This window comes from Thalassospira sp. CH_XMU1458, from assembly GCF_037027205.1.
GTDB lineage: Bacteria > Pseudomonadota > Alphaproteobacteria > Rhodospirillales > Thalassospiraceae > Thalassospira > Thalassospira tepidiphila.
In genome coordinates, this window is the sequence record NZ_JAYMDW010000001.1 from 75,120 (window position 1) to 99,293 (window position 24,174).

Consider the following 24,174-nt stretch of genomic DNA (forward strand, 5'->3'; position numbering starts at 1 on the left):
CTTCCTTGTGGCCGTTTTTGTTTGCTCAGGACTTGCCGCGCGCAGAGTAAAACGCCTTGGCCAGCGGCAACAAAACATTGGCATCGGGCAGTTGTCCGGTCCGGTTGCACAGATCGGCATAGATACAGATCAGCTTGGTCAAAAGGACAAACGCATCCTGATTGCGCATCCCGGCAAAGGCGCCCAGCGCTTTGACCGCATCGCATGCCGCATCGCGCGCCAGATCAAGCTTGCCCGCCCCTTGCAGGGCCAGAACAAGCGCGGCCAATGAATAGCCAAGATCCAACCGTTCCTTGTCATCCTTGCGCCCGACACAATTGCGCAAGCGATCCTGACGCAGTTCGACGGCCTGACAGGCAGCATCCACCGCCCAGTCCCATTCACCGGCCTCAATCTCAAGCGCGGCCCGGTTATTGAGGCTAAGTGCCAGCCCCGCCACGGCCGCATCACGTGCCGTCGGCAGATGCAGTGCGAAAATTGCATCGGCGGCATCAAACAGCGCCAATGCCTCTTCGCGCTGATCGGGTCTGTGGTTGCTTGCCATTTCAAGATACAGCCGCGCAACCGCCAGCGAGTTGGGATCGGTTTTTTCAAGATAGGACAAGCGCAACGCATATTCTTCGTCCGTATTGTCCGTCATCCTGATCCCGCCACCTCGTTTTGCCGTCTCAAGGGCCCGATGACCCGTGCAAGAAAAAGACGTTTGGCAACCCCACCTTGTGAAGGACGGGCATTCGGGGATAAGCTGTTGGACTGTTGCCCACAGACTGCTAGACACATTCATGTCTGCTTTGCCCCACAGCCCGGAAACAAGCCCTAAATGAACACCTCCAGCGAAACCCTGCGCGCCCTTTACGGCACATGGCGTCTTGCCCGTGGCGACACCCAGGGTCTTGGATTTTTTAATTTTTCAATCGAGGGATTCTGGCGTTCGTTTCTGGCGGCAGTGATTGTGTTTCCGGCCTTTGCCATGTTGCGCTGGAACGACATCTTCGATGCCCCGGACGACTTCCCGGCAATGCGTTACATGCTGGTCGAAGTCATCGCCTATGTCATCAAGTGGGTCGCCTTTCCGCTGATCATGTTCCACGTCATCCCGATGCTGGGCCGTGCCGAACGCTATATCGCGTTTATCACGGTCTATAACTGGGCAAGCGTGCTTCAGATGGGGCTCTATCTGGCGGCCTTGATGCTGGGTGTTTTGTTCCCGTCGTTGGGGGCCGGTGGCTTTGTCTTTATCGCGGTGATCGCAACACTGGTGTATGGCGTCTATATCGCCAAGCTGACCCTGTCGGTCCCGATCCCGACGGCAAGCACCATTGTTCTGGCCGACTTCCTGTTGTCGCTGGTGATCACATCAATCGGTATCCGTCTGGCCGTCGGGCAGTTATTCTAAAACAATTGAAAACTTAAAAACAAAATCGCTTCAGGGAGAAACCCATCATGAAACCTGTTCTTGCCGTCACCCGCCGATTGCCCGATGCCGTCGCCAAGCGTGCGGCTGAAAGTTACGACATCCGTACCCAGGAAGATGACGATCCCCTGACCCGGGCCGAAATCCTGGCGCTGTGTCATGGTGCGGATGCCGCCCTAGTTTCGGTTGGCGATCCGATTGATGCCGAATTTTTCGATCATCTGTCCGACAGTGTGAAAATCATCGCCACCTTCTCGGTCGGGACCGATCATATCGATCTGGCCGCCGCCAGGAAAAAGGGCGTGATCATTGGCAACACCCCGGGTGTTCTAACCGATGCCACCGCCGATATTGCCTGGCTTCTGATCCTTGGTGCAGCACGTCGTGCCAGCGAGGGGGAGGCCGAAGTCCGCAACGCCACCTGGTCAAGCTGGCGTCCAACCCATCTGATGGGCACACAAGTGACGGGCAAGAAACTGGGCATCGTTGGCATGGGCCGTATTGGTCAGGCGGTTGCCAAACGCGCCCGCGGCTTTGATATGGACATCCACTATTACAATCGCCGTCAATTGCCCGCAGATCAGGAAATGGGGGCGACCTATCACGACAGTATCGCGGGTCTTTTGCCCCATTGTGATTTCCTGTCGCTGCATTGCCCGTCAACGCCTGAAACACGCGGCATGGTCAATTCGGATTTCATTTCCAAGCTGCCCGATGGTGCGATTATCGTGAACACCGCGCGCGGCGATGTCGTCAATGACCAGGATCTGATTGCCGCCCTGAAATCGGGCAAACTGACCGCAGCGGGCCTTGATGTCTATGCCGGTGAACCGAACATCGAACCGGCCTATCGCGACCTTGCCAACACCTTCCTGCTGCCGCATCTGGGCTCGGCCACGGTTGAAACCCGCAACGCCATGGGTTTCCGCGCGCTTGATAACATCGATGCCTTTGTTGCCGGTAAGGACGTGCCATTTACGGTCTGATCAACCATGATCACCCCATCAAAGCAAAAGGCGCCATCTGGCGCCTTTTTCGTATCTGTCTGACGGGTCTGCGGCCTTAGCCGAGATCGCTTTCCTCGCCCGCGGGCAGGATACAGGCGATCTTGCGGCCATCGCGGCTGATCTTCACACGTCCACCATGGATTTCGACCACGGCGCGGACCATTGCCATGCCAAGCGCACGACGGGCCGATGGGGATTCACCATCGCGCAAGCCTTCAAACAGCATAGGTTGCGGGGCTTCGTCCGAAAGCGAGATCGAAATTTCGATATCCTCGCCACTGCGCTTTGCGACCACGGAAACCTCGCTGCCTTCGGGTGCTGTGCGCAGCACATTGGTCACCAGAATGAACAAGGCCTGTTTCAGGCGGCGTTCATCGGCCACCATCCAGCCAATTTGGCGCGAACAATAAAGGCGCAGCGACACGTTCAGCTCCGCCAAGCGCGCCCGTGTCAGGGCTTCGAGGGAGCGCAGCAAACGTCGTGGATCGACGGTATCAAGTTCAAGGGCGACCTGCCCGGATCCAAGGGTTGCCAGATCGCGCATATCATCGACAAGTGCTAGCATGCTTTGCGCCTCGGTCCGGATGGTTTCGACCGAGCGCGCCACATTGCCGGTCAGATGCGGGATCAATCGATCAGACTCGCCATTGATGTGATCCAGCGGCTTGGTCAGTTCGCGCGACACGGTGGAAATGAAGTCGGACTTCATCTGGTCGGCGGTGCGCAGTGCCTCGTTGCGTTCACGAAGCGCACGTTCGACCCGGATGGTGTCCGTCACATCGATATAGGACATCATCACCGCCCCGTCGGGCAGCGGAACGATGGCAAAATCAACAATCGAATTATCGGCCCGTTCCAACCGGCCATTCATCGGTTCATGGTTGGTGATCCGCGCGACCATGCGGTTTTTGAACTTTTCCCAGTCGTCGCGTTCGCGCCAGTAATCCTTGGATTTCTCGACCACGTCGCCCAGATGGGGCGCGACATCAAGGAAGGTGCTTTCAAGGCCCCAAAGATCGGCAAAGCCATGGTTATAAAGCCGCAGGCGCCCATCCCCACTGATCACGCCAACCGCCTCGTGCAGGCTTTCAAGCGTTTCACGCTGAACCGCGATCAGGGTGTTGTACGAACTTTCCAGAACCAGCTTGTCAGTGACGTCCTCATAGACAAACATCAGCCCGCCAAACGGATGGGGCGAGATAAAGCGACGCAACGTCATGCCATTTGGCAGATGCATCAGGTCTTCTTCAGGTTTCAGAAGGTCCGTGAAACGCTGGTTTTCGGTATTGCGGAACTGGGCGAAATCGGTGACTTCGGGCAGTTTGCGTTCATCGCGCAGACGCCGCAAAACATCATCATGGGTCGGCTCGGTCCAGAGCCATTCATCATCAAGATCCCAAAGCTTGGTAAACGCGGTGTTAAAGAAAATAAGCCCCTTATCGCCGCCATAAACCGCAATCGCCGTGCCCAGGTTTTCAAGCACCTCGGCATGGGCGCGGATGTGACGCGACAGATCGGACTGCAACTCTTCGACCGGGGTGCAATCAATCGCAAAACCGATCAGGCCATCGGGTTCGTTCGCCGCCCCACCCGGCATTTCGGTAATGCGCAGCAATTTGCGATCGCCCCGAATGACAACATGGAAATCGCGGGTCAGGCTTTCATTATTGCGCTGAACCGATGCCGCCAGTGATCGCCCGTGATCGGGAATCACCCCCGCACCGATTTCGGCCTGTGCGGCGAGGGCATCCTCAATCGTTTGATATTCGACCGCATCGGCATAGGCGATGTTGCAATCAATCAGGCGCAGTTCGCTATCGCGGCGCCAGACCGGGAAGGGCAAGCTATCAATTAACTGACGCAGGCCCGATACTTCGTATTTAAGCAGCTGAAAATCGCCAAACTGGTTTTCGCGTTCGCGCGAATGGCGGGTTTCATCGCGGAACCACAAACCGTGCGCCAATACGTCCGATGACCGGTCCTTACGCGCGGCCATGCCGGTCACGTGGAATTTTCGCTCATCGACCGTGGTGATCCACAGCTCAAACCGGTCATGCCCGGTCTTGAGGTTCCGCACCCGTTCCTTGAGTGCTGCGGCATCTTCATCGCGCAACAGATCCAGCAGATCGGGAAAACGGCCATCCTGACCCAGCTGGAAGGCGCGTTTGAGCGATGGGCTGGCCCCCTCGGCAAAGCCATGGCGGCTCCAATAGTAAACCGGGTCGGGTCCGGCAAATAAAAGCTGTGTGAAAAGCTCTGTCTCGCCCGCCAGTTCGTGTTCGTGATCTTCGACTTCTTCGAGGTGACGACGCATGCGCAGCGACAGCCGCCAACCAACCCAACCGGCAATCGCCGCACCACCAACAGCCGCCAAGCCAACCACCAGCCAGTCGCGGTCGCTTAGGCCCGCCAGGCTTCCGAAAATCGTTGCACCAATGCCATCAGCCTGAGCCACAGCGGGAGTCGCACCCTCCGCTGTGTTTGTTGTGGTATTGAGGCGAAATTTTTCCTGGGCCTGCACGGTTATCGACAGACCAAACGTGGCAACCATCGCACCCGTGCTGCGCCAAAAGGCCGGGCGCGCCAAATCAGACAGTCTGCGCATGATCGCCACTGTCTTTTTGCCTGCGCAAAGCTGTGTGGATGCCTGTTCGGATGCTCGCCGTGTCACGTGTTGTTAACCGTTTGTGTTTATGAGCTATTATTATGGTGAAAACGCCGTGCTTTTACCACCGTTTCACATCATTACGGCAACAGGCTTGTCTGGTGGCGTATTTCATGGCGAAATCCTGCGGAAAAACCGCAATGACATGGCCGGTGATTCCGTTTATGTCTGCGGGACACACATTCTCAACTGAGCGCATCAACCATTCCTAAAATGAGCCCAAAACCGCAGCTAGATCTTTTTGCCCAGCGCGCAGAGCCCAAGCAGGCCGCGCCACAAAAGGACTCTGCCGTGCTCAAGGCGGCGGCAAAACCGGCACCCGAAATCGGTGATCTGTTTGATACCAATTTCAATGCCGATGACATCGCCGAATGGGAACTGCTGTTTCGCGATGTGCCGCAATATAACTACCACTTCAAACGCGCCCAGATCGCCTCGGCCTTTGACCGGCCATTGCACAAGAAACTGATCGCATCGCCCGCCTTTGAACGGTTGCGCGAAATCTCGTTTTTGGGTGCCATTGATTATCTGTTCCACCCCAATGGACGCCCGGCCAATATCCGTCATTCGCGCTATGACCACACGATTGGCGTGGCATTGTTGTCGCAACGTTATTGCCGTTTGATGGGACTATCGGATGCCGATTGCGACCTTTTGGGTGCCGCCGCCCTTTTGCATGATATCGGCCATGGCCCGTTTTCCCATACGCTGGAACCGGAATTCGCGCGCCGCTTTAACCGCAACCACCATCAATTGACCAATCAGATCATCACCGGCGAGGTCGACCTTGATCTGTCGGTTAATCATCTGCTGGTCAAACATGGTGTCGATCCGTACGAAGTGATCGCGCTTTTGTCCAAGAAGTCCGATCACCCGCATGCGGCCCTGTTTTCCGGCCCGGTCAATATCGACACGTTGGAGGGCATCAGCCGCACCAAGACGTATGTCCATCCCAACCATGTGCATTGCCACCCGCGCCTGTTGCTTGAGGCGGCAGTAAAACTTGATGCAGATTCGCTGAAACGTTTGGACAAGTTCTGGCAGCTGAAAGAAGACATCTATCGCAATTTCATCTTTGGTCCGATGTGCTTTGCCACCGACCATCTGTGCCGCGAATTTGTCGTCAAAAATGCGCCGGACTTTGCCGCCGATGACTTCCTGCTGACCGAAAAGGCGTTCTTGAACAGTCATCCGCCGTTCAAGAAATTCCTGCATAGTCTCAAAAACCGGATCGAGCTTGATGGCGTTGCCGATGTTGTCGATCATCAGCTCAGCGCATCGGCCAGCAGCTTTGACCTGCACGAGGCCAAGGTGCCGCGGCGTGAATTTCACATCAACAAGGATGTCGAAGTCCGCTGCTTTGCCGATCTGTCAAAACGCTATTACGAGGAAAAGCATTCCTTCCTGCGGCGTGTCGGCAGCCTGACCGATCCGGCCCAGCAGGCTGCCGCCGCCAGCCTGTTTGATTAAGGCACGGCCTTTTTAATCAACGACGAAAAGGGTCGCGCCGGTTTCGGTTGAGGAACGATGGGCCTCTGCGTTATCTGCAACCTGATAGCTCATACCCGGTTTCAGGACATAGGTCCGGCCATCCTCAAGCTCGGTCACCAGTTCGCCTTCAAGACACAATAAAATGTGCCCTTTGGAACACCAGTGATCTGCCAAATACCCGGCGGAATATTGCACCATCCGCACACGGATCGGGCCAAACTGGCGGGTCCGCCAGGTCGCCATGCCGGTTTCACCGCTATGTTCGGTCGGTTCAATCGCAGACCAGTCGGTTGTACCGAACGGCAGATCGGAAATGTCCATGATGGGAAAACTTTCGTGGTCAAGGGGGACGCAGAAGGTTCAAGATATTGAACAAGCGCGAAAAATATCTGCCGCGCCCATAAAACTGTCAATCAGCTTAATTGGACAGTGCCATATCAGTTAAACGTGGTTTTAATCTTTAACCATTAGGCAGATACTTGGATATCAACGAGTCGCACCAAGAGGCTGTCCCGATCTTGTTACCGCAAACCATCGCAACCAATCAGCACTACTCGGCCACCCGTCTGGCCGAGATGCGCGAAGCATTGGGTAAAAGCCTGTCGGGCGATACATTTTGCGTGGTGGTCACCGGGTCCTATGGGCGGCATGAAGCATCCGATCAATCCGATCTGGATTACTTTATCATTGGCCGCGAAGCCGAACGCAGTCAGGCCCCGCACCAACAGGTCGCCGACATCCTTGGCAAGATGGTCACCAAGAAACCGGCGGTAAACGGCCCGTTTTCGTCCTATATCACCGCCGAGGAACTGGTAAACCGCATCGGGCTTGATGGCGATACCAACTCGATCACCACACGTCGGTTGTTGTTCTTGCTGGAATGTGAGTGGCTCTATAACGAGGCGGGCAAACGCAAGTTTTTTGACGATCTGATCGCCAATTACGTCACCAGTTCGGTAACACGTGATTCCATTGCGCGTTTTCTGGTCAATGACGTGATCCGCTATTACCGCACCATCAGCGTCGATTTTGAAATCAAGACCCGCGAAGGCGATGCCAGCAAGGCCTGGGCACCCCGGCGGCTGAAACTGGTTTTCTCGCGCAAGATGCTTTATTTCGGCGGCATTATCGCAGCAGCCGAAACCGCAGGCCGGGATTATGCCGGCAAACGCGAAAAACTGTCCGAACTTTTACAGCTGCCACCCATAACGCGCCTGCAAACCGTGTTTGGCGAAAAAAGCCTGCCGGCACTCGAACTCTATGACCGCTTCCTGCGCGAACTTTCCGATCCGGAAGTACGTGCGCGCCTCGATGGCGTTGGGCCGCATGATCGCAATGATACGGAATTGCGGTCCCTGCTTGATGCCGGCAAGGGCTTTTCACGGGAACTGATCAAACTGCTTAATGATCGTTATGGCCCGGATCATCCAATCCACGAAGCGCTTCTGATGTAATCACCCCTAAACGCGGCGGCGCAATTAGGCCGCGCGCGGGCCGTCGGTGACATGCTTGAAGTAGTTTTCCCGATCAAGGTCATGGACCTCGACGGTAAACTGCACCTGATAATCGCCAACCAGCCATTCCAGCCGATCAATCAGGGCTGCAAGGGCGGCCTCGCCAGTGGCGAATTTCACCGCATTGATCCTGCCTGACAGAAGCCGGATATCAAGATGCACCATAGCGTTTTTCGGATCGCCATCGCCGATCACGACATTTTCCAGCGGCGTGATCCGGGTCTTGAAAGAACTCAGTTCCGCATCGGCCTCGCGGGCGATGACGTAATGCAGATCAACCGCCAGCTTGGACAATTCATCCTTGATTGGCAGTTGGGCAGAATATTCGATTTCAAGCTGGGGCATGGCTGTCATCCGTCTGACAAGATTAAAATGCTTCTAACAACTTGCTTTGTATCTGGACACCAAAAAAGCCGGTCTGAATGAACAGACCGGCTTTGATGCAAATCGGCAGATGCCAATTAGTAGCGCCAATTAGTAACGGTAGTGATCCGGCTTGAACGGACCAGCCTGCGGAACACCGATATACTCGGCCTGTTCGGACGACAGCTTGGTCAGTTTCACGCCAAGACGATCAAGGTGCAGGGCTGCAACTTTCTCATCAAGGTGTTTCGGCAGGACGTAAACCTTGTTTTCGTAGTTCGCGTGGTTTTTCCACAGCTCGATCTGGGCCAGCACCTGGTTGGTGAAGGATGCCGACATCACGAAGCTCGGGTGACCGGTTGCGCAACCAAGGTTGACCAGACGGCCTTCGGCCAGAACGATCAGACGTTTGCCATCCGGGAATTCGACTTCGTCGACCTGCGGCTTGACGTTGTCCCACTTGTAGTTACGCAGCGAACCGATCTGGATTTCGGAATCGAAGTGACCGATGTTGCAAACGATTGCGCGGTCTTTCATCGCACGCATGTGGTCAAGCGTGATGATGTCGATGTTACCGGTGGTGGTGACGAAAATGTCGCCAACCGGTGCTGCGTCTTCCATGGTGGTGACTTCGTAACCCTCCATCGCGGCCTGCAATGCGCAGATCGGATCGATTTCGGTTACCAGAACGCGTGCGCCCTGGCTGCGCATGGACGCAGCCGAACCTTTGCCCACGTCACCGAAACCGGCAACAACGGCGATCTTGCCGGCAACCATGACGTCGGTTGCGCGCTTGATGCCATCAACAAGCGATTCGCGGCAGCCATACAGGTTGTCGAATTTCGATTTGGTGACCGAGTCATTGACGTTGATCGCCGGGACCTTGAGCGTGCCTTTTTTCGCCATTTCATAGAGGCGGTGCACACCGGTGGTGGTTTCTTCCGACAGACCTTTGATGTCTTCGAGAAGTTCCGGATACTTGTCGTGGATCAGCTGGGTAACGTCGCCGCCATCATCAAGGATCAGGTTCGGCTTCCAGCCGTTCGGGCCGGAAATGGTCTGCTCGATGCACCACCAGAATTCTTCCTCGGTCTCGCCTTTCCAGGCAAATACCGGGATTTCAGCAGCCGCGATCGCCGCAGCAGCCTGATCCTGGGTGGAGAAGATGTTGCACGAAGACCAACGAACTTCTGCGCCAAGTGCCGTCAGGGTTTCAATCAGAACTGCGGTCTGAATGGTCATGTGCAGGCAGCCGACGATGCGCGCGCCAGCAAGCGGCTTGGCCGCGCCATATTCATCGCGCAGCGCCATCAGGCCCGGCATTTCGGTTTCGGCAATCGCGATTTCCTTGCGGCCCCAACCGGCCAGCGAGATATCAGCGACCTTGTAATCGGTAAAGTTCGACATATCGTCTCCAATCAAACAGGAATGGCGCATCCGCATGGAATTTCCATCCTGCCGATACGCCGAAGAATTCTGTTGCGATCATTTCCCTGATCGCTATAGGCCACATATAAAGATATCTTTATATCGTTTTCAAGTCCTTTTTTGACGGAATTTGCATTCCGGGCAAAACTGTCCCCTATGTTGGGACAGATGCCGATCACAACAAGCTATGAGGAACGGGATTTTTCAGGCGAGATCGTTGAAGTCATCAAGCATCATGGCAATCCGGGCAGAATCCCATTGTTCCATGACGCGGTTGGCCTGATGTTCGGAATTACGACTATCAAGCCGGCGCAGGCGCTGTTTGACCAGCAACAGATTGACCGGCGACATCGACAGGTTACGCAAGCCAAACCCGATGAAAAGCGGCACATAACGCGGATCACCGGCCATCTCGCCACAGACACTGACCGGGATGTCGCGTTCGCGGGCCACCTTGATCACATCGCGGATCAGGCGCAGCACCGCCGGATGCAGCGGGTCAAACATGCCCGCCACCTGATCATCGGTGCGGTCAATCGCCAGGGTATATTGCGTCAGGTCGTTGGTGCCGATGGCAAAGAAATCACTGTCGCGCGCCAAGGTATCCGCCGCCAGCGCCGCGGCGGGAATTTCGATCATCGCACCAAGTGGTGGCAGGGTTTCGGGGATCGGATGCCCGTCCTTGCGCAGGCGTTTTGCCACCGCCTCATAGATCTGACGCGCACGCGTCATTTCATGCACGTTCACCACCATCGGAAGCAACACCCGAACCGAGCCATGCAGGGATGCACGCAGGATCGCGGCAAACTGTGCTTCAAGCAGTTCGGGCTTGCGCAATGATAACCGTATGCCACGCAATCCAAGGGCCGGGTTCGGGCCAGACACGATTTCATCTTGAAGGGCGACGGCCAGTTTTTCACCACCGATATCAAGGGTCCGGATGGTGACCGGTTTGCCATCCATGCGTTTGACGATATCGGCAAGTTCTTCGTATTGCTCGTCCTCGTCGGGCAGATAGTCCTTGTTCATGAACATGAACTCGCTGCGCAGAAGCCCGATACCGGTCGCCCCGTTTTCCAGGGCCGCGGCAAGTTCGATTGGCAGTTCGATATTGGCATGCAGGTCAATATCAATGCCGTCACGCGTTGATGAGGGCACATCGCGAAGGGATGCCAGCTTTTCGCGCGCCGCCAGCCAGTCAGCACGGCGTTGGGTATAATGTTCAATATCGGCATCGCTTGGCGACAGGATCACTTCACCGCGCCCGCCATCGATAATGATCTGATCGCCGCCAGCAACGCCGCGAACGATATCAGCAGCCCCCAGAACGGCCGGGATACCAAGGGATCTCGCCATGATGGCGGTATGCCCCTCTGCCCCGCCAAGGGCGGTGACAAAGGCGGTCAGTTGGCCCGGTTCAAAGCGCGCCATATCGGCCGGACTGACATCCTCGGCAATCAGGATGGACCCCTGTGGCGCGTTGTCCATTGCCCGGTCGGTTTCGCCGATCAGGCAGCGCATCAGGCGCAGGCCGACCTCGCGAATGTCTGTGGCGCGTGCCGCAAGATAGCTGTCTTCCATGCCCGAAAACTGTTCGGCAATCGCATCGATCACTTCGCTGACCGCATGCACGGCATTAAGCTTGCGCGAGACGATCAGCTCTTCGGCCCCGCGCACCAGACGCGACTGGGTCAGCATGTGGATATAGGCATCCATCAGGAAGCCAAGTTCCTCGGATGCGGCACTTTCGGCACTTGATGATTGGGATTTCAGGCGTTTGAGCTGATCAATGCTTTCGGCAACGCCATCATGAAGACGTTTGCATTCAGCCTGCACGGCATCTTGGGAAATCGGCTTGCGGCTGACATGGACGATCTGGCGATCCAGAACAAAGGCGCGACCGATCACAATCCCGCCCGATGCGCCCAATCCGGTTATGACCCGGCGAACGCCCGAGTTATTTTCATCTGAAACAGTTTGGTCTGTCGGAGGAACTTGCAAGCCTTGTCTGCTACCAACTCGTTCTTGTTGTTTCCCGAAACTCAGACGCCCGCGGCCTCACATCGTGATCCGCGGGATCCTATTCTTCGTCGAACTTGGCATCGACCAGTTCGTTAAGCGCATCAATCGCCTGTTTGGCGTCCGGGCCGGTGGCCTCGACCTCGATCTCGGTGCCGATCGATGCGGCCAGCATCATCAAACCCATGATCGACACACCCGACACTTCGGTGCCACGGTTGCGCACCATGATGCTCGATTGAAATTCACCTGCCAGTTTAACAAATTTTGCAGCTGCCCGCGCGTGCAATCCGCGCTGGTTGCTGATTGTTAAAGTGCGTTTTTCCTTCTGCGCCATGTATGTCCCCGCAAGCCTGATGCACTGTCCCCGCGCATCCGGCCCTGTTCTTTTTGTGGCTGACTTATTCCTCGCCGCTCAGCAAACGCGACGCAACGTTGATGTATTTACGCCCCGCATCCTGGGCCGCATTGACCGTTTCGGCCAAGGTGCCGTCGATGCGAACAGATGCGAGTTTAATCAGCAAAGGTAAATTAACCCCTGCGATGACTTCGACATTTGCCTGTTCCATAATGGAAATCGCCAGATTGGACGGGGTCCCGCCAAACATGTCAGTCAGAAGGACAACACCTTTGCCGCTGTCGACCTTTTCGACACTGGCAAGAATATCTGCGCGGCGTTGTTCCATGTCGTCATCCGGTCCGATACAGACCGCTTCGACATTTTCCTGTTCGCCAACAACATGCTGCAAGGCAGATACGAACTCTTTCGCGAGATCGCCGTGGGTGACCAGCACCATCCCGATCATGCAGTTTTCTCCATTTTTCACTCCCCCGAGGTCGGCTCGTCCGGTTTGTCCCGATGGCTGAGATGTGTGTCATATCCCAGATCGGCAATCCAGTCATTGAGTAACCGCGCGATATAAACCGAACGATGTTGACCACCTGTGCACCCGACCGCAATGGTCAGATAGCTTTTACCTTCCTGCGCATAGCGCGGCAAAATCGGCTCCAGCATTGCCTTCAGGCGGTCGATAAACCCGGCGAAATCCGGGTCTTCTTCTATGTATTGCCCAACAGCCGCATTCATCCCGGTCATCAGGCGAAGCTCGGGATCATAATGCGGGTTGCGCAGAAAGCGAACGTCAAAAACAAGATCGGCTTCTGCCGGCACGCCCTGACGGAACGAAAAGCTGCGCACAAAGATCGCAAGGCCTTCATTTTCGCCAATGTCGAACTGGTCTTGCAGGATCTTGCGAAGCTCGGCCGATTTCAGGCGCGATGTGTCAATGCGCATATCCGCGGTCGCTGCAATCGGTGCCATCAGGCGTTTTTCATGTTCAATCGCGTCGACCAACGGCCGATCATGGCTGAGTGGATGCGGGCGTCTGGTTTCGGTAAACCGGCGCTGCAGAACCGTTGTGTCGGCATCAACATAGATCATCAACGGATCCATGCCGGTCTGTTTGCGCAGGCGACCGACAATCTCGACAAACTGATCAACGCCGAAATCACGGGTCCGGATATCAAGGCCGATGGCAATCGGCTGTTCCGGGCGGCAATCGCCTGGCACCAGGGCGGACAGCATGCGCAGCGGCAGGTTATCGACCGCATCAAAGCCGAAATCTTCAAGAATTTTAAGGGTCGTCGTGCGCCCGGCACCGGATACCCCGGTCACAAGAACCAGTCCGCTTTTGCCATCAAACGCCCCCAGGGCCTTATTCTGGCTGTCCGAAGAATTCGCCGAAGTTTTCTGCAAGTCTGGGTCCTGTGGATTACGGTTCAAGTGTCATTCCACCCGTCGCGAGCGCCAAAGCTACTCCAATCTTTGCCTCGATGGCCAGATCGGATGCACATAATGTCCAACGCGGGATCGCAATGCCACAAATCTCTTCAAGTTCGGGTTCGGGCATGCGTTCAACCGTGTTTGGATCGGTGACCAGATCAATCAGAACCCGCACGTCGCCTTCGGTTTTTTGCGGCAAACCGCGCACAACACCGATGCCGCGGACTTCACACAACCCGGCAATCTGATCGGGTGCGCTGGCAATCAGGCGACCATCGCGCGCCACAAGGTCGGTTCGATCATCGGAAACAAGAAAACCGCCCGCATCAATCAGACGCAGCGAAAGCCCGGATTTTCCAGATCCGGATGGTCCGCGCAACAGCACCGCATGGGCGCCGATCCGGACACAATTTGCGTGAAGCTTGGACATAATGCAAAACGATGCTTGGCAGAGGTTGGCTTGTCAAACCCCAAAAGCCCGGGGCGTGATCCACTTAACCTCCCGCATAGGCATTTCGCACTTTCTGCGCAGAAAAAACCTTAGTCGAGCGGCAGGCGAATGGTAAAGACAGCGCCCTTGACCTCGTCACGGACCACGCGATTCTGTGCACTGAGCTCGCCATTATGGGCGGCAATGATTCGCTTGGAAATCGAAAGCCCCAAGCCCGAATGCTGCCCGAATTTCTCGGTCGCGGGGCGTTCGGTATAGAACCGGTTGAAGATCGCCTCTTCCTTGCCGGGCGGGATGCCCGGGCCATCATCCTCGACCGTGATCACCGCCCAGTTTTTATCCCGCCATGCCCGCACGCGCACTTCGCCACCTTCGGGGGTAAAGGTAATCGCGTTGGAAATCAGGTTCCTGAACACCTGTGTCAGACGGCTTTCAAGCGCCGGGACATTTAGGTTTTCAGGCACCGAAACCTTGACCCGCGGGCCCTCGGCATCGGCGTTATAAAGTTCACCCAGCGTATAAAGCAGCACACCAAGATCGACTTCCTCGCTTTCGGCGCGCGACAATTCGGCATCCATACGCGAATAATCGGAAATATCACTGATCAGGCGATCAAGACGCTGGACATCTTCGGCGATGATTTCCATCAGGCGGCGCTGGCGTTCCGGATCCTTAAGGCGCGTGGCAGTTTCCACCGCCGAGCGCAGCGAGGTCAGCGGATTCTTGATTTCATGCGCAACATCGGCGGCAAACCGTTCAATCGCATCCATGCGATCCCACAGCGTTTCGGTCATATCGCGAAGCGTGGTCGACAAATCGCCGATTTCATCACGGCGATCCGACAGATCGGGAATGGCGAACTGGCGGTTTTTGCTGCGCCGGACCCGTTCGGCCGCACGTGCCAGCCGGTTCAGCGGCCGTGTGATCACCCCGGCAAGATAGATCGACAACAACACCGTAATGCCAAAGGCAAAGACAAAGATTTTCAGGATATCAAGGCGGACCGCATGCAGGGCGTTTTCAATCGATTCGCCGCTTTTGGTCATCATCACTGATGCCAGAACCTGCTTGAACCGTGCAACCGGCACCGACACCGACAAGACCCGGCGTCCTTCGCTATCAACACGGACCACCCCGCGCGAATAGCCCGCAAGGGCTGCACGCACTTCCGGATAATCGGCCGCACTGGCAACCGGCGGATCGACATAAAGCGGCAAGGGTTGCTCACCCTCAAATAATGTCAGGATGCCATCGGTCAGTTTGCGCATGATATCGGCAAAGGCATCTTCTTCGCCGGGTGGTGGAAGCTGTTCGGCCTGAATGGTGCCCGCACCAAGTGACTGGATGCTGCGACTATCAGCCAGAAGGCTGCCATTGGTCGCGAAAAGACGGGTGCGTGCGCCGGTAATCCCGACGAGACGGCGCACCATTTCGCGCGCCACTTCGATTTTCACCCGGTTGGTTGCATCATCACTGGAACTCACCGCCGACGTCGACAGGGCGGCGGCATACATTTCCGCCTGCACCGCCATGGCTTCCAGTTCGGAATGAATAAGTTCCTGTTTGTAGCGGCCCAGATACAAAATACCCGCCACCAGCACGAAAAGTGCCAGCGCATTCACGGCCAGAATCCGCCAAGTCAAAGGCGAAAAAAGCCCGTGGCGTTCCTCTATCCGTGTCGTCCGGGGTTCGGACGGACCTGTGTGCTGGTCGTGATCACCAGTCCCAAGATCGCTCATTCAAACCTGCAATAACCGGCCCGGGAAGCGGGCCTGCAAAAGAGTGCGCGCCGAAGCACAAAGCTCCGGCGCGTCATAAATCCTGATCAACCTGCCACAGTGGCCGTGTCGCGGTACCGGTAACCGACGCCATACAGGGTTTCGATTTCCTTGAATTCCTTGTCGGTCTCGCGGAATTTCTTGCGCAGGCGTTTGATGTGACTGTCGATCGTGCGGTCATCGACATAGATATGTTCGCCGTAGGCCGCATCGATCAGCTGGTCACGGTTTTTCACGTGCCCCGGATGTTTGGCCAGTGCCTGAATCAACAGGAACTCGGTCACGGTCAGATTAACGTGCTGACCCTTCCAGCTGCACATGTGGCGCGACGGATCAAGCACCAGATCACCGCGTTGCAGAACATCATCCGACCCGTTCGGGCGCACACCGCCCGCACGCATGATTTCCGCGCGACGCAAAAGGGTGCGAATACGTTCAATCAGCAAACGCTGGGAAAACGGCTTCTTGATGTAATCATCGGCACCCATGCGCAGGCCGGTCAGTTCATCAACCTCGTCATCTTTGGACGTCAGGAAGATCACCGGCATTTCGGTTTTCTTGCGCAAATGGGTCAGAAGTTCCAGTCCGTCCATACGGGGCATCTTGATATCAAGCACCGCAAGATCAGGCTCTTCCTTCGTGATGGCATGAAGTGCCTCCGAGCCATCAGAATATGTCAGGACCTCATATCCTTCTTCTTCCAACGCCATCGAAACCGACGTCAGGATATTACGGTCGTCATCAACAAGTGCGATCTTACTCACCTGGACCTCATCTACTGGACAGATACATTTCACTCATTCGTGTGGTGACTATACAATTTACATTCCAATGTGGCGAAAAAATAACCACTTGCGGCATAATTAAGGCTTGTCGAATACAGTCGCAGTGCAATCTGTCACATCGCTGTATTTGTTGACTTTGCGCCACTGCGGCAAATAACAATCATCGCATCAGGGTAAAATGCCCACCTGTCCCGAACGCGGGACAAACCAAATTGATCCCTGACCCGACGGGAGGTCGCGATTTTCTATTGGTTAAGCAAGTTCAGCCGTGCCAGCCTGACCGCTGCCGGGGTTTTGATTTCGACACTTGTTGTCTGGCTTGTTGTCAGTTCGACCGGCAATCTGACGATCAATGAATTGCATCGCACCGCACAGGCACGCTTGGCGTTGTATGACAGTTCACTGCGCGCAGCCGTCGATCAATATCGCTATCTGCCCTATGTCGTTGCCCGCCATCACGAAGTGATCGCTGCCATCACCGGCACCGGAAATCCCCGCACCGCGGACATGTATCTTGAACGGGTCAAACAACGATCCGGCGCGGCCGCCCTTTATGTCATGGACAAAACCGGCATGACGGTCGCGGCAAGCAACTGGAACACACCCGACAGCTTTGTTGGCGAGGATTACGGATTTCGCCCCTATTTCAGTCAGTCGATTACGGGTGGCGAGGGATTTTTCTTTGGCATCGGGGTGACCACCGGGCGGGCCGGCCTGTTTATTTCCAACCCGATCCGCGGTGACGATGAAATCATCGGCGTTGCAGTGGTGAAGATCGAACTCGATGAAGTCGAAAGTAACTGGCAGGAAGGTGGGGAAACCGTCTTTGTCGCCGATGAAGACGGTGTGATTACCATGACCAGTCGCGGCGACTGGAAATACCGCACGCTTTCGGAACTCTCGCCCGAGGTGCGCGGCCGGATTGTCCGCCATCAACAATATCCCGGCAAGGAACTGGCATCCCTTGATATCGGCCAGCAACTGGCCAAGGGTACGGGCATTGTCACCATCAATTCCGAACGCTTCCTGTTTGATGACAAACACATGCAAGACAGCAAATGGCGGCTCTATTACCTGACATCGATGGATTATGTTTCCAACCGTCAGGCCGCCGCCCTGTTCATTGCCGTCAGTGGTGCCGGACTGATCATTCTGATCATCCTGTTTTTGCGCGAACGCGAACTCAAGCTCGCCTCCCAGCGCGAGGCGCGCGAATTTGCCCGCATTCAGGCACTGAACATCCGCCTTGAGGAAGAAATCGCTGTTCGGCGCAAAACCGAAGAAGAACTGCGCGGCACCCAGAACGAACTGGTCCAGGCCGGAAAGCTTGCCGCCCTCGGTCAAATGTCGGCTGCCATCGCCCATGAAATCAACCAGCCGATCACAGCAATCCGGACATTCTGCGCCAGTGCCAAACTGATGCTGGAACGTGGCAAAACCGAAAAGCTTGATCAGAACATCAACCAGATCTCCGCACTCACCGAACGCATGGGCGCGATCACAGGCCAGCTCAAGACGTTTTCGCGTAAATCCACCGGCGTGCTGGAGCCGGTCGACCTCAAGGTCGCCCTTGATAACACCCTGCAATTGCTTAGCCCCCAATTGCAGCAGGAAGAATGCACGCTTGAGCGCAATGAACCCGATACGCCACTGGTGATCCAGGCCGATCTTGTGCGCATCGAACAGATTTGTGTGAACATCATCCGCAACGCACTGGATGCCATGGCCGACAGTTCGGTCAAACGCATCCGCATTGACCTTACGAGCACCAAAGCCGACGTCATCATGCAGATTACCGATACCGGGCCTGGCATGAATGAAGAAACCCTGTCGCTTTTGTTTGATCCGTTCTTTACCACCAAGGATCCGGGGCAAGGCGTGGGATTGGGACTTTCGGTAACTTATGGCATTGTGCGGGACTTCGGGGGCAGCATAAAAGCCTATAACACCGAAACGGCCGGGGCCTGTTTCGAAGTCCGTCTGCCGTTACTCAAGGGTAAAACACCGTGACGACCACCAAGCAAGTGCCACACAGTGACGCAGAAATTCAGATCACACCGCACATCATCATTGTCGACGATGACGAGGCGATGCGTATCTCGCTTGCCCAGTGGCTTGAACTTTCCGACTTTGACGTCACGGTCTATGAAGATGCCCGCCAGGCCCTGCATGATATCAGCCCCGAATTTGCCGGCGTGATCCTGACCGATGTCAAAATGCCCAAGCTTGATGGCATTACATTTACCCGTTCCGTGCTGGCCGCCGACCCGGACATACCGATCATCCTGATGACAGGCCACGGCGATGTGCCGATGGCGGTCGAGGCGATGAAAAGCGGCGCCTATGATTTCGTCGAAAAACCGTTCGAGCCCAAAGACATTGTCGAAAGTCTTGAACGCGCCATTGAAAAGCGCCATCTTGTTCTTGAAAACCGCAACCTTCGGCGTCAGATCGCAAGCCGCGGCAGCCTTGAATCCCGCCTGATCGGCAATTCGATGCCGATGCGGAACCTCAAGGATGAAATCGCCAATATCGCGCCAACCGAAGTCCCGGTTCTGATTTCAGGCGAAACCGGTACCGGCAAGGAACTGGTCGCACGTGCCATCCATGACCTAAGCGACCGGCGCAATGAAAAATTTGTCGCGGTAAACTGTGCCGCCATCCCCGAAAGCACGGCCGAAAGCGAACTGTTTGGCCATGAAAAGGGCGCCTTTACCGGGGCGGCAAGCCAACGGATCGGCTGGATCGAACATGCGATTGGCGGCACGCTGTTTCTCGATGAAATATCAAGCATGCCACTGGCCCTTCAGGCCAAATTGCTGCGCGTGATTGAACAGCGCGAAGTGGTCCGTCTGGGGTCGAACGCGCCGGTGAAGGTCGATTTCCGTTTGATCTGTGCGACCAACGAAGATCTGGTCGCCGCCGTTGCGAAGCGCAATTTCCGTGAAGATTTGCTGTTTCGCATCAACACGTTTGAACTGTCCATCGCCCCCTTGCGCGAACGCCAGGATGATGTCGCGCTTCTGTTTGATATCTTTGCAGAACGGGCGGCTGAGCGGTTCGAACGCCCGTATGAACGCCTGTCCCCGACATTAATCGCGCAACTCAGGGCCCATGAATGGCCGGGCAATGTCCGCGAACTTAAAAACATGGCCGAACGATATGTTCTTTTGGTCGGAAGCCCTGAGGAACGCTTCAAACGGCTGTTCAAGGGTGGTTTTGAACCAACAACAGCCCCCACTGGCGATCTTGCCCTTGCCGATCAGGTCCGCGAGTTTGAGGAACGCATCATTCGCGATGCGCTTGACCGCCATGACGGCAATGTCAAATCGGTGATGGAAGAACTCGATATCCCGCGCCGGACACTCAACGAGAAAATGAAAAAACTCAACATCCGGCGTGACAAACCGGCCTAAGGTATTGTTGCATTGCGATATTTTGTTCGCACACGCAACAAGTCGGCAAGAATCCGCCGATCCATTTTGGTAAATCGGCAAGATTATGCCGAATTGACAAATTGAAGCAATCTAAGTCATTGATTTGTAATTGTTAATTTTATTTCCTGTTTGGCATACTCATTGCAGTTTAAAACACCAAAATGATAAACTGACAAAAATCCGAGGGAGGAAATCTGACAGCCGGTCCGGTTCGGACGGTTCAAACGGCTGACTTAAAATCATCTCTTGGAATTGGTCTTTGAAGGGTGCCCGTTTGGCTTGATCGGCCAACCATGTTGCGATCAACATCCGGCATCTTCGAAAACCCAAAAACAACAGGCCCGGTTTACAGGCCGCCAACGAACGTGAAGACCCATATTGTTTTACGATCTCTTGGATCTATTCGTCGCTTAAGTGTTTAACCCTAGGGAGGACTATCATGAAGCTCCGTACCCTGCTCACCGCAGCAGCCGCAGCCATGATGCTGACCGTCGCACCCGCGTCGGCACAGCAACTGTCAATCGCAACCGGTGGTACCGGTGGCACCTATTATCCGTATGGCGGTGGCCTTGCGGAACTGATCACCAAATACATCGACGGCACCAGTGCTGTTGCCGAAGTCACCGGCGCATCTGTTGAAAACATGGGCCTGATTGCCCGTGGCGACAGTGACATCGCAATCGGTCTGGCTGATACCGTTTATGCTGGCTACACCGGCACCGGTAAATTCGAAGGCCGTACCCTTGATAACGTTCGCGCTCTGGCGTCGATCTATCCGAACGCTGTTCAGCTCGTCACCATGGCCGACAGCGGCATCAACGGCCTTGCCGACCTTAAAGGCAAGCGCGTTTCTGTTGGTGCACCGGGTTCGGGTACCGAAGTTTCGGCACAGACCCTGCTTGCTGCTAACGGCATCACCTATGATGACATCGAAGAACAGCGCCTGAACTTCAACGAAACCGCAGATGCCCTTCGTGATGGTGACATCGATGCCGGTTTCTGGAGCGTTGGTCCGCCCACCAGCTCGATCCTGAACCTCGCGACCACGCGTGAAATCAAACTGATCGCGCTGACCGACGATGAAATCCTGGCGGCCCTCGATGCAGAGCCGACCTTCGCACCGTACGCCCTGCGTAAAGGCGTTTACGAAGGCGTAACTGCACCGGTTAACACCATTTCGACCCCGAACGTTCTGTTCGTGAACGAAGAAATGGACGAGGAACTGGCTTATCAGATCACCAAGACCCTGTTTGAAAAGGTCGACGAACTGATCGCCATCCACCCGGCAGCAAACGACACCACGGTTGATTTCGCTCTGAACTCGACCCCGATCCCGATGCATCCGGGCGCACTTCGTTACTACGAAGAAACCGGCATGCCGATTCCGCCGAAGCTGATCAAGTAAGATGCTTCTGCAAAAGTTCGGGCGGCCAGCAATGGCCGCCCTTCTTCTCCTGATCACGGCATGTGCTGGCCCGGCCGATCAGGATAACGTCAAACCCGGCACCGTCATTGATCATCTTGAGGTGATCGGTGCGGACGGGGCGCTTCTGGCCAGAACCGAAATTCCGCGTCAAACCGGCTGGTGCCTGTATTGGAACCATTCTGTCACCGGTGATGGCGTGATTGACTGTTATGTAGACGATCTTGGCAAGATGGTTCTCCATCGCGCCTATCAGCCCGACTTCGCGGCGGGACTTGGTCATTATCCCGGTCGCGGTATTCTGACCAGCGCAGAAGGCGGCGGATACTGGATCGAAGATATCGACGAACCTGTACGCGGCAATGCCTATGTGTTGCGCGTCGGCTCACTTGCGGTGAACCACCGTATCGTCACCGACCGTGACGAAATCAACCTTTCAAAGATGGCTGAACACACCCGTGTCACCATCCGCCTTGATACCGGGGAATAAATTTCATGTCCGAACAGGCAACGCTGCCATCCATGACGGATAGATTGCCACAGCCAAAACTGGTTTTGTGGGCAATCTCGATTGTCGCAGTCGCACTCTCTTTGTTCCAGATGTATGGCGCAGGGATCGAGCCGCTTGGCCTGTTCTATCAACGCAGTATTCACCTTGCGTTCGTGATGTTCCTGGCCTTTTTGATGTTCCCGATTTTCGGCAGCAACAAAAAGCGCGGCTTCCTTGGCTGGGTGATTGATCTCGCCTTTTTGGCCGGCGCCTTTACCACGGGCTTTTATCTTACGTTCTTTCTTGATGAAATCATCAACCGCGCCGGTTTCTGGAGCGAAACCGACCTGATCATCGGCGTGATTGCCACCGTCACCGTGCTGGAGGCCAGCCGCCGTGCCGTCGGCCTTGGCATGACCGTGATTGGCATCGTTGCCATCATTTACGCCCTGTCGGGTCCGCGCGGTGCGCTGCCGTGGGTCGGTGAATGGCTTCCGGGCATTCTTGCCCATCGCGGCAACGACGTTGATCGCCTTGTCGGGCAACTTTACCTCGGCCAGGAAGGCATTTATGGCCTGCCGATGGGGGTTGCTGCGACCTATATCTTCATGTTCGTTCTGTTTGGGGCGTTTCTTGAAGTCACCGGTGCTGGCAAGTTCTTTATCGATATGGCCTATGCCGCCACCGGCAAGAAACCAGGCGGCCCGGCCAAGGCCGCCGTTCTGGCATCGGCCGGTATGGGATCGATCAGTGGGTCAGCCATTGCCAACGTGGTCACCACAGGTGCCTTTACCATTCCGCTGATGAAAAAGCTCGGTTATCGCCCGGCACAGGCCGGCGGTGTTGAGGCCGCGGCATCCACCGGTGGTCAGATCACCCCGCCGCTGATGGGGGCGGGTGCGTTCCTGATTTCCGAATATACCCAGGTGCCGTATCTCGACATCGTTCTGGTCTCGATCTTCCCGGCGATCCTCTATCTCGGCACGGTTTATCTGTTCGTGCATATCGTTGCCCTGAAACAGGGCATGCGCGGCATGCCGGTCGAAGAGCTTCCGGACTGGAAAGAAGTTCTCAAGGAAGGCTGGCAGTTCATCCTGCCGCTGGGCATCCTGATTTACCTGCTGGTGCTTAACATCTCGCCGATGCGGGTGGGCTTCTGGGCCATTCTGTCAGTGATGGCGGTTGCCGCCCTGCGTTATGCCCTGTGGTTCTTCTTTGTCGCCCCACAGCAGGGTGAAAAACCAAGCCACGAAAAACTGATCGCCGCCATTCGCAAGGGCATCGCGATCACCATTGCCGCCCTTGAACTTGGTGCGAAAAACGCCGTTGCCGTTTCGATGGCCTGTGCGGTTGCCGGTATCATTGTCGGCGTGGTTGGCGTGACCGGTCTTGGCCTGAAATTCTCGTCTATGATGATCGCGTTTTCGGGTGGCAACATCGTTCTGGCGCTTGTTCTGGTGCTGATCGCAAGCCTGATCCTCGGTATGGGTCTGCCGGTCACGGCATCCTATATCGTTCTGATCGTGCTGGTGGGTCCGGCCCTTTCGAACGAGTTCGGCATTCCGCTTCTGATCGCGCATCTGGTTGTGTTCTGGTATTCGCAGGACAGTAACGTCACACCGCCGATTGCCCTGGCGGGCTTCGCGGGGGCCGCGATTGCCAACGCCAGTCCGATGGAAACCAGTATTCAGGCGTGGAAATTCGCCAAGGGTCTCTATCTGATCCCGGCCTTCATGGTTTTCAATCCGGAAATCATCGAAGGCGGTTCGATCCAGATCGTCCTTTGGACCGGCTTTACCGCGATCCTGTGTCTGGTCGCCTTTGCCGCCGCCCTTGAAGGCTATCTGTTTGCCCCGATGGATGTGCTTTCACGCATCATCATCGTTCCGGCAACCATCGGCGTGTTCTATCCCGACATCCGGGCAGAAATCGCTGGCACGATCGTCCTTCTTGCGGTTCTTGGCTTTAACTGGTGGCAGGGCAAAAAGAACACCCCGACACCAGCAGTCGCCGCAAGCTAAACCATCTCCGTCCCGACGAAAGTCAAAGCCCGCAAGTATCATGCTTGCGGGCTTTTTCTTTGCCGCATCCCCGGGCGACCTGATCCCATCCCACCCATGCGGGCA

21 protein-coding genes are annotated in these 24,174 nt (G+C 55.8%); 9 read left to right on the top strand and 12 right to left on the bottom strand.

The window, feature by feature from the left end:
- Positions 1-25 precede the first annotated feature (25 nt).
- Positions 26-640: a hypothetical protein gene (locus tag WBY09_RS00360; protein ID WP_287444265.1), complete on the bottom strand. Its 615-nt coding sequence runs from the start codon at positions 638-640 to the stop codon at positions 26-28.
- Positions 641-820: 180 nt separating this feature from the next.
- Between WBY09_RS00360 and WBY09_RS00365 the strand changes: the two genes are divergently transcribed.
- Complete coding sequence (locus tag WBY09_RS00365; protein WP_287444264.1) at positions 821-1,396, top strand: hypothetical protein; 576 nt, start codon at positions 821-823, stop codon at positions 1,394-1,396.
- A gap of 47 nt (positions 1,397-1,443) precedes the next feature.
- Positions 1,444-2,400, top strand: a complete 957-nt coding sequence (locus WBY09_RS00370; protein WP_336231754.1) for a 2-hydroxyacid dehydrogenase — start codon at positions 1,444-1,446, stop codon at positions 2,398-2,400.
- Positions 2,401-2,476: 76 nt separating this feature from the next.
- Here the strand turns inward: WBY09_RS00370 and WBY09_RS00375 are convergent, their stop codons facing one another.
- Positions 2,477-5,026, bottom strand: coding sequence for a sensor histidine kinase (locus tag WBY09_RS00375; RefSeq protein WP_336231755.1), 2,550 nt, complete (start codon positions 5,024-5,026; stop codon positions 2,477-2,479).
- Positions 5,027-5,299: 273 nt separating this feature from the next.
- Here WBY09_RS00375 and WBY09_RS00380 point away from each other — a divergent pair, with 273 nt between their 5' ends.
- Positions 5,300-6,556 carry an HD domain-containing protein gene (locus WBY09_RS00380; protein ID WP_336231756.1) on the top strand — a complete coding sequence of 419 codons (1,257 nt, stop codon included), beginning with the start codon at positions 5,300-5,302 and terminating at the stop codon, positions 6,554-6,556.
- 12 nt (positions 6,557-6,568) lie between these two features.
- Here the strand turns inward: WBY09_RS00380 and WBY09_RS00385 are convergent, their stop codons facing one another.
- A complete protein-coding gene (locus WBY09_RS00385) occupies positions 6,569-6,898 on the bottom strand; it encodes a DHCW motif cupin fold protein (protein WP_064788153.1) in 330 nt (109 codons plus the stop codon).
- 158 nt (positions 6,899-7,056) lie between these two features.
- Between WBY09_RS00385 and WBY09_RS00390 the strand changes: the two genes are divergently transcribed.
- On the top strand, positions 7,057-8,031 hold the full coding sequence (locus tag WBY09_RS00390; RefSeq protein WP_336231757.1) for a DUF294 nucleotidyltransferase-like domain-containing protein: 975 nt from the start codon (positions 7,057-7,059) through the stop codon (positions 8,029-8,031).
- Positions 8,032-8,055: 24 nt separating this feature from the next.
- On the opposite strand, the gene WBY09_RS00395 is transcribed toward WBY09_RS00390, so the two are convergent.
- From WBY09_RS00395 to WBY09_RS00435, 9 genes are all read right to left on the bottom strand, one after another.
- A complete protein-coding gene (locus WBY09_RS00395) occupies positions 8,056-8,436 on the bottom strand; it encodes a 5-carboxymethyl-2-hydroxymuconate Delta-isomerase (protein WP_064780501.1) in 381 nt (126 codons plus the stop codon).
- A gap of 129 nt (positions 8,437-8,565) precedes the next feature.
- Positions 8,566-9,861 (bottom strand): adenosylhomocysteinase, encoded by a 1,296-nt coding sequence (ahcY, locus tag WBY09_RS00400; RefSeq protein WP_008889059.1) that lies wholly within the window; start codon positions 9,859-9,861, stop codon positions 8,566-8,568.
- Positions 9,862-10,086: 225 nt separating this feature from the next.
- On the bottom strand, positions 10,087-11,883 hold the full coding sequence (gene ptsP / locus WBY09_RS00405) for a phosphoenolpyruvate--protein phosphotransferase (protein ID WP_051007567.1): 1,797 nt from the start codon (positions 11,881-11,883) through the stop codon (positions 10,087-10,089).
- 79 nt (positions 11,884-11,962) lie between these two features.
- A complete protein-coding gene (locus WBY09_RS00410; protein WP_008889057.1) occupies positions 11,963-12,238 on the bottom strand; it encodes an HPr family phosphocarrier protein in 276 nt (91 codons plus the stop codon).
- Positions 12,239-12,302: 64 nt separating this feature from the next.
- The gene (locus WBY09_RS00415; protein WP_008889056.1) at positions 12,303-12,707 is read right to left on the bottom strand and encodes a PTS sugar transporter subunit IIA; all 405 of its coding nucleotides are present in this window, start codon (positions 12,705-12,707) and stop codon (positions 12,303-12,305) included.
- A 17-nt stretch (positions 12,708-12,724) separates the two neighbouring features.
- On the bottom strand, positions 12,725-13,657 hold the full coding sequence (gene rapZ, locus WBY09_RS00420) for an RNase adapter RapZ (protein ID WP_008889055.1): 933 nt from the start codon (positions 13,655-13,657) through the stop codon (positions 12,725-12,727).
- Positions 13,658-13,673: 16 nt separating this feature from the next.
- Positions 13,674-14,114 (bottom strand): HPr kinase/phosphorylase, encoded by a 441-nt coding sequence (locus WBY09_RS00425; protein ID WP_336231758.1) that lies wholly within the window; start codon positions 14,112-14,114, stop codon positions 13,674-13,676.
- Between the two features lie 110 nt (positions 14,115-14,224).
- Positions 14,225-15,874 (bottom strand): stimulus-sensing domain-containing protein, encoded by a 1,650-nt coding sequence (locus WBY09_RS00430; protein ID WP_336231759.1) that lies wholly within the window; start codon positions 15,872-15,874, stop codon positions 14,225-14,227.
- An 86-nt stretch (positions 15,875-15,960) separates the two neighbouring features.
- On the bottom strand, positions 15,961-16,677 hold the full coding sequence (locus WBY09_RS00435) for a response regulator transcription factor (RefSeq protein ID WP_008889052.1): 717 nt from the start codon (positions 16,675-16,677) through the stop codon (positions 15,961-15,963).
- 315 nt (positions 16,678-16,992) lie between these two features.
- Here WBY09_RS00435 and WBY09_RS00440 point away from each other — a divergent pair, with 315 nt between their 5' ends.
- From WBY09_RS00440 to WBY09_RS00460, 5 genes are all read left to right on the top strand, one after another.
- Positions 16,993-18,708, top strand: a complete 1,716-nt coding sequence (locus tag WBY09_RS00440; RefSeq protein WP_336231760.1) for a sensor histidine kinase — start codon at positions 16,993-16,995, stop codon at positions 18,706-18,708.
- The gene (locus tag WBY09_RS00445) at positions 18,705-20,114 is read left to right on the top strand and encodes a sigma-54-dependent transcriptional regulator (RefSeq protein ID WP_336231761.1); all 1,410 of its coding nucleotides are present in this window, start codon (positions 18,705-18,707) and stop codon (positions 20,112-20,114) included. The genes WBY09_RS00440 and WBY09_RS00445 overlap by 4 nt, the downstream gene beginning before the upstream one ends.
- Before the next feature lie 460 nt (positions 20,115-20,574).
- The gene (locus tag WBY09_RS00450) at positions 20,575-21,540 is read left to right on the top strand and encodes a TAXI family TRAP transporter solute-binding subunit (protein WP_008889049.1); all 966 of its coding nucleotides are present in this window, start codon (positions 20,575-20,577) and stop codon (positions 21,538-21,540) included.
- 31 nt (positions 21,541-21,571) lie between these two features.
- Positions 21,572-22,048 (top strand): DUF1850 domain-containing protein, encoded by a 477-nt coding sequence (locus WBY09_RS00455; RefSeq protein WP_286792033.1) that lies wholly within the window; start codon positions 21,572-21,574, stop codon positions 22,046-22,048.
- A gap of 5 nt (positions 22,049-22,053) precedes the next feature.
- Positions 22,054-24,069 carry a TRAP transporter permease gene (locus WBY09_RS00460; RefSeq protein ID WP_286792034.1) on the top strand — a complete coding sequence of 672 codons (2,016 nt, stop codon included), beginning with the start codon at positions 22,054-22,056 and terminating at the stop codon, positions 24,067-24,069.
- The last annotated feature ends 105 nt before the right edge of the window (positions 24,070-24,174 follow it).